The following is a 6,349-nucleotide window of genomic DNA, read 5'->3' as shown; positions in this document are numbered from 1 at the left end:
GGTTTCCTCGCTCGCAAGGGCGATGGCGAACCCGGCGCGGAGACAATCTGGAAGGGGCTCACAAAAGTTCATATCGCCGCGGAAACCATACGCTTATTGCGCGATGACGGTGATGCCGACATTTCTGTATAACGACATGGGTTAAGAGAGGCCGCGCCATAATTTGCCTACCGTGAGAGCTGGAAGGAGCATTCAAGCGGATGTTGGCCGCGGGTAATCTGGGCGCGTACGAATCATCAGACTGAGTGACCAGCGTGGAGCGGCGCAAAGTCCGTTGCGCCGCTCCACTGCCTCAACCGTTAGTTCCTTCGCTCGCGACCACCGCCGTGTCGTTCTGCGTTCGCGTTCGCGCGAGCACGGAGCGCAGCGCCGCACCTGTGTGGCTGGCGGCGACCCGAGACAGTCCTTCGGGATCCGTAGCAGCGACAATTGTGCCGCCACCCACACCGCCCTCCGGACCGAGATCGATGATCCAGTCCGCTTCGGCAATCACGTCGAGATCGTGCTCGATGACGACCACGCTATGACCACCGTCCGCGAGACGATGCAGCACGCGAATCAGCTTCGCGACGTCTGCCATGTGCAGGCCGACAGTCGGTTCGTCCAGCACATACAACGTGTGAGGCGGCTTCTGACCACGGCGCGTGATGTCGTCACGCACCTTGCTCAGCTCTGTGACGAGCTTGATGCGCTGCGCTTCGCCGCCCGACAACGTAGGCGACGGTTGCCCAAGCGTCAGATAACCGAGCCCGACATCTTTCATCAATTGCAATGGATGAGCGATGTTCGAAATCGGCGCGAAGAACTCGACGGCTTCGTCGATTTCCATGGTCAGCACGTCGCCGATATTCTTGCCGCGCCACGTAACCGCCAGCGTCTCGGGGTTGAAGCGTTGCCCGTGGCAAACGTCACACGGCACCTTCACGTCGGGCAGGAAGCTCATGCCGATGGTCCGCACACCCTGCCCTTCACAAGCAGGGCAACGGCCCTCGCCGGTGTTGAACGAGAAACGCGATGCCGTGTAGCCGCGCGCACGCGCTTCGAGCGTGCCGGCGAACAGCTTGCGGATCGCGTCCCACACGCCGATGTAGGTTGCCGGACACGAACGCGGTGTTTTGCCGATCGGTGTCTGATCGACTTCAAGCACACGGTCGATGGTTTCCCAGCCTGTGATCGCATCGCATCCTTGCCATGAATGCGTGACGTTCAGCGGCGCACGCGGCGCCGTACGCGCCAATACACTCGAACGACGGTTCGCCGCCGGCTGGGTCTCAGCCGCTGCACGCGCACGCCGCGTGGCCGGCGACGACAGCACCGAGCGCCCCACAGCATCTAGCAAATTGGCCATTAGCACGTCGCGGGCGAGCGTCGATTTACCCGACCCGCTCACGCCCGTCACCGCCACCAGCCGTGAAAGCGGAATGCCGACGGTAACGTTTTGCAGGTTGTGGAGCTTGCCGCCATGCACCGTCAGCCAGTTCTCCGGCACCGCAGCGGCACGTTTGGTCGGCGCAACTACTTCGCGGCGCGGCTGCAACGGATGCACGATCGGATGGGCGAGAAACTGCCCGGTCAGTGAATCGGGCTGCGCCGACAGATCGGCCACGCTGCCCTGCGCGACCAGCGTGCCGCCACGCTTTCCCGCCCCGGGCCCGATATCGATGATGTGATCGGCACGCCGAATCGTGTCTTCGTCATGCTCGACGACGACCAGCGTATTGCCCTTCTCTCCCAGCTTGCGCAAGGCATTGAGGAGAATCTGATTGTCGCGCGGATGCAGGCCGATGGTCGGCTCGTCCAGCACGTAGCACACGCCCTGCAGGTTGCTGCCCAGTTGCGCGGCGAGCCGGATGCGCTGCGCTTCGCCGCCCGACAGGCTCGGCGCGGCGCGATCGAGACTCAGATAACCGAGCCCGACTTCTTCCAGAAATTGCAGGCGGCTGCCAATTTCGCTGACCACGTCGCGCGCGATTTCCGCGTCGCGCCCGCTCATCTCCAACGTGTCGATCCATGCGCGCGTGTCGGAGACTGTCCATTGCGCAACATCGACGATGGCCTGCTCGCCAAACGTAACGGCGCGCGCGATTGGGTTTAGACGCGTACCGGCGCAATCCGCGCACGGTTCGTCGACGAGACCTTCCGGTTCCTGCTCCTCGGAAGGCAAGCTCTGCTCACGACCTCGGTTGTCGTCGACAATCACGGTGTCGTCGTATGCCGCGCGTTGTTCGCGTGTCAATGCGAGACCCGTGCCGACGCACGTGGTACACCAGCCATGCTTGCTGTTGTACGAGAACATGCGCGGGTCGAGTTCGGGATAGCTCGTGCCGCATACCGGACAGGCACGCTTGGTGGACAGTACTTTCACCGTACCAAGTTTCGCCGTGGGACGGCCACCGCTGATAGCGGCGTGCAAACCGTCGAGCGGTGCCAACAGATGCATGACGCCCTTGCCGATTTCCAGCGTCTGGTCGAGCGCCTGGCGCAGTTCCGTTTCGTTGTCCGGCGACACGACAAGGTCGGTCACCGGCAATTCGATGGTGTGCTCACGGAAACGATCGAGCTTGGGCCACGGGTCCACCGGCACGAACTCGCCGTCCACACGCAGATGCGTATTGCCACGCGCTTTCGCCCACTTCGCGAGATCGGTATAGACGCCCTTGCGGTTCACGACCAGCGGCGCGAGGAAGCCAACGTGCTGCCCTTTGTGATCGCGCAGCAATTGCGCTGCAATCGATTCGATGCTTTGCGACGTGACCGGCGTGCCGTCGTGGATGCAATGTTGCAGACCAAGCTTCACATACAGCAGACGCAGGAAGTGCCACACTTCGGACGTAGTCGCCACGGTACTCTTGCGGCCGCCGCGCGACAAACGCTGCTCGATCGCAACGGTGGGCGGAATGCCATATACCGCGTCGACCTCAGGCCGCCCGGCCGGCTGCACGATGGAGCGTGCGTACGCGTTCAGCGATTCGAGGTAACGGCGCTGCCCTTCGTGGAACAGAATATCGAAGGCCAGCGTGGACTTGCCCGAACCGGATACGCCGGTAATCACGTTGAATTTGCCGTGCGGAATATCCACGTCCAGCGATTTCAGATTGTGCTCGCGCGCATTGACGATGCGCACCACGTCCTCGCCTTCGATCGCCCGCCGGGCCCGCGCCGCGCTCAGCGCCTTTTGCAACGGAATGCCCTGCGCCGCCGGTTCGGCCGCTGCGTTCATCGCGCGGTCGTATTGCAGCAGCGCCTCGCCAGTATGCGATTCCAGACAAAGCTTGACGTCTTCCGGCGTGCCCGCGCATAGCACCCTGCCGCCGCCATCACCACCTTCGGGACCGAGGTCGATCAGCCAGTCGGCCGCGCGGATCACGTCGAGATTGTGTTCGATCACGATCAGCGAATGTCCGCCCGCCAGCAGTTTGCCGAACGCCTGCATCAGCTTGGCGATATCGTCGAAATGCAGGCCGGTGGTCGGCTCGTCGAACATGAACAGGCGCTTGGCGACCGGCTGCTTCGCGCTACGCGCCGTGCGCGCCTGCGCCGATTCCGCGAGGAAGCCGGCGAGCTTGAGCCGCTGCGCTTCGCCGCCGGATAACGTGGGCACCGGCTGGCCCAGCTTCACGTATTCGAGACCCACGTCGACGATCGGCTGCAGCACGCGCAATACTTCGGCATCCTTCGAGAAATAGGCAGTAGCTTCGCTCACCGTCAATTCCAGCACGTCGGCAATGCTCAAAGCACGCGCCGGCTCGCCGCGCTCGATTTTCACTTCGAGCAGTTCTGCACGATAACGGCGCCCATCGCAATCCGGGCAGCGTAGGTAGACGTCGCTCAGGAACTGCATTTCGATGTGCTCGAATCCCGAACCGCCGCAGGTCGGGCAGCGCCCGTCGCCCGAGTTGAAACTGAACATGCCAGGTCCGTAACCGCGTTGCTGCGCGAGCGGCGCCTTGGCGAAGAGCTTGCGGATCTCGTCGAACGCGCCGACGTAGCTGGCCGGATTCGACCGCGCGGTCTTGCCGATCGGAGACTGGTCGACGAATACCACGTCCGTGACCTGGTCGGCGCCCGTCAGGCTCCTGAATGCGCCGGGCGATTCGGTGGCGAGGCCGAAGTGCCGCGCCATGGCCGGGTGCAAAACGTCCTGTAACAAGGTGGACTTGCCGGAGCCCGACACGCCTGTCACGCAGACGAGCCGCTGCAACGGAATCTCGACAGTGACGTCGCGCAGATTATGTTCGGTCGCGCCTTCGAGCACAATGCGCGGCGTGCTGTCATTCACCGGACGCTTTGACCAGTGCGCCGCGTCTGCCACGTGCCGGCCACCGCCCAGATACTCACCGGTCAGCGTGCCAGATGAGCGGATCGCCTCCGGCGCGCCGTCGTAAATGATCGAGCCGCCGCGCTCGCCTGGCCCCGGGCCCATGTCGATCAGACGATCCGCCGCGAGCATCACCGAAGGATCGTGTTCGACCACCACCAGCGTATTGCCCGCATCGCGCAGCCGATGCATCGCCTCGACAATCCGGTTCAGATCGCGCGGATGCAGGCCGATGCTCGGCTCGTCCAGCACGAACAGCGTTTTGGTCAGCGACGTGCCGAGCGCCGTGGTCAGGTTGATCCGCTGCACCTCGCCGCCCGACAGCGTGCGGCTTTGCCGGTCGAGTGTCAGATATCCGAGGCCGACGTCGCAGAGATATTTGAGACGCGTACGCACTTCGGCCAGCAACAGCTTGAGCGCGTCGTCGAGCAGTGCGCTCGGCAGGCTGATCTCGTCGAAGAAACGCCGGATGCGCTCGATCGGCATCAGCATCAGGTCGTGCACAGTCAGACCCGGCAAAGACTCCAGTTGCGCACGCGTCCAGTCGACGCCGCGCGGCATGAAGCGCTTTTCGGGCGCCAGCCCCTCGTCCGCATTCGCTTTACTGCCGAGGCGCCATAACAGCGATTCCGTTTTCAGACGCGCACCGCCACAGGTCTCGCACGGCGTATAGCTGCGGTACTTCGACAGCAGCACGCGGATGTGCATCTTGTACGCTTTCGATTCGAGATACTCGAAGAAGCGTTTGACGCCGTACCAATGACTTTGCCACTTGCCGTTCCAATCCGGCGAACCGTTGATGACCCAGTCGCGCTCGGCGTCCGTCAGCTCGCCCCAAGGCGTGCCGCGGCGGATGTCGGCTTTCGCCGCATAGCGCATCAGGTCGTCCTGGCACTCTTTCCAGGCCGGTGTTTGCATCGGCTTGATCGCGCCGTCGCGCAGCGTCTTGCGCGCGTCGGGAATGACCAGGCCGAGATCGACGCCGATCACGCGGCCGAAACCGCGACAGACTTCGCATGCGCCGTAAGCCGAATTGAACGAGAACAGCGCCGGCTGCGGATCCGCATAGCGCAGATCGCTCTCGGGACTGTGCAGACCGGTGGAGAAACGCCAGATTTGCGGCTCGGCTTCTTTGGCCTCCGGTGCCTCTGGCGCGGCAGGCAGCACGTAGATGTTGACGCGGCCGCCGCCGCGCTTGAGCGACGCCTCGATGGCCTCGACCACGCGTTGCTTGTCGACCGAGGTCAAGCGGAAGCGGTCGGCCACCACGTCGAGCAGCTTGCGCCTGCCGGTGGGCGAATCGACCTCGCGCTGCGCCTGCACACGCGTGTAACCGCTCGCGGAGAGCCATTGCTCGACTTCCTGCTCCGACGCCGTTTCCGGTAACTCGACCGGAAACGTGACGACCAGCCGCGGATCGTGTTCCGCAGTGCGCTGGAGCAGCTCGGCGTAGATCGTTTCAGGCGTGTCATGGCGCACCTGCAGCGCGCTCTTGCGATCGAACAGTTCGGCCGCGCGAGCGTAGAGCAACTTCAGGTGATCGTTGAGTTCCGTCATGGTGCCGACGGTGGAGCGCGAACTGCGCACCGGGTTGGTCTGGTCGATCGCGATGGCGGGCGGCACCCCGTCGACCCGGTCGACTTGTGGCCGGTCCATGCGGTCGAGAAACTGCCGGGCGTAAGCGCTGAAGGTTTCGACGTAGCGCCGCTGCCCTTCCGCGTACAACGTGTCGAACACGAGGCTCGATTTGCCGGAACCGGATGGACCGGTAACGACCGTCATTTCGCCGGTTCGTACGTCGAGATCGATGTTCTTCAGGTTGTGCTGGCGCGCGCCGCGAATGCGGATAATTCCGTTAGATGCCAATTTTTCCGACCGTCTGAATGAGTGGAGCACCTCTCACGGACGCCTCGCGACCGCGCAAGTTCGGGACACCCGGCTAGCGGAAGGACACGCCAAAGGCCGGGTTGCAAGGGGATACTATACTGTATATTTATACAGGTGCGACCTGCAAAGTCGCTATCACAACTG

Annotated in this window: 2 protein-coding genes; one reads left to right on the top strand and one right to left on the bottom strand. The window is 63.3% G+C overall.

From position 1 onward, the window contains the following. Positions 1 to 132, top strand: a 132-nt coding sequence (locus tag VFE81_RS23170) for an IS4 family transposase (protein WP_325045775.1), incomplete at its 5' end; no start/stop codon positions are given. 160 nt (positions 133 to 292) lie between these two features. Here the strand turns inward: VFE81_RS23170 and uvrA are convergent. Then, positions 293 to 6,184 carry an excinuclease ABC subunit UvrA gene (gene uvrA, locus VFE81_RS23165; protein WP_325046824.1) on the bottom strand — a complete coding sequence of 1,964 codons (5,892 nt, stop codon included), beginning with the start codon at positions 6,182 to 6,184 and terminating at the stop codon, positions 293 to 295. Between the last annotated feature and the right edge of the window lie 165 nt (positions 6,185 to 6,349).

It is taken from the genome of Paraburkholderia sp., from assembly GCF_035656215.1.
In the GTDB taxonomy this organism is placed as follows: Bacteria; Pseudomonadota; Gammaproteobacteria; order Burkholderiales; family Burkholderiaceae; genus Paraburkholderia.
This window is presented reverse-complemented; position numbering and strand designations above follow the sequence as displayed.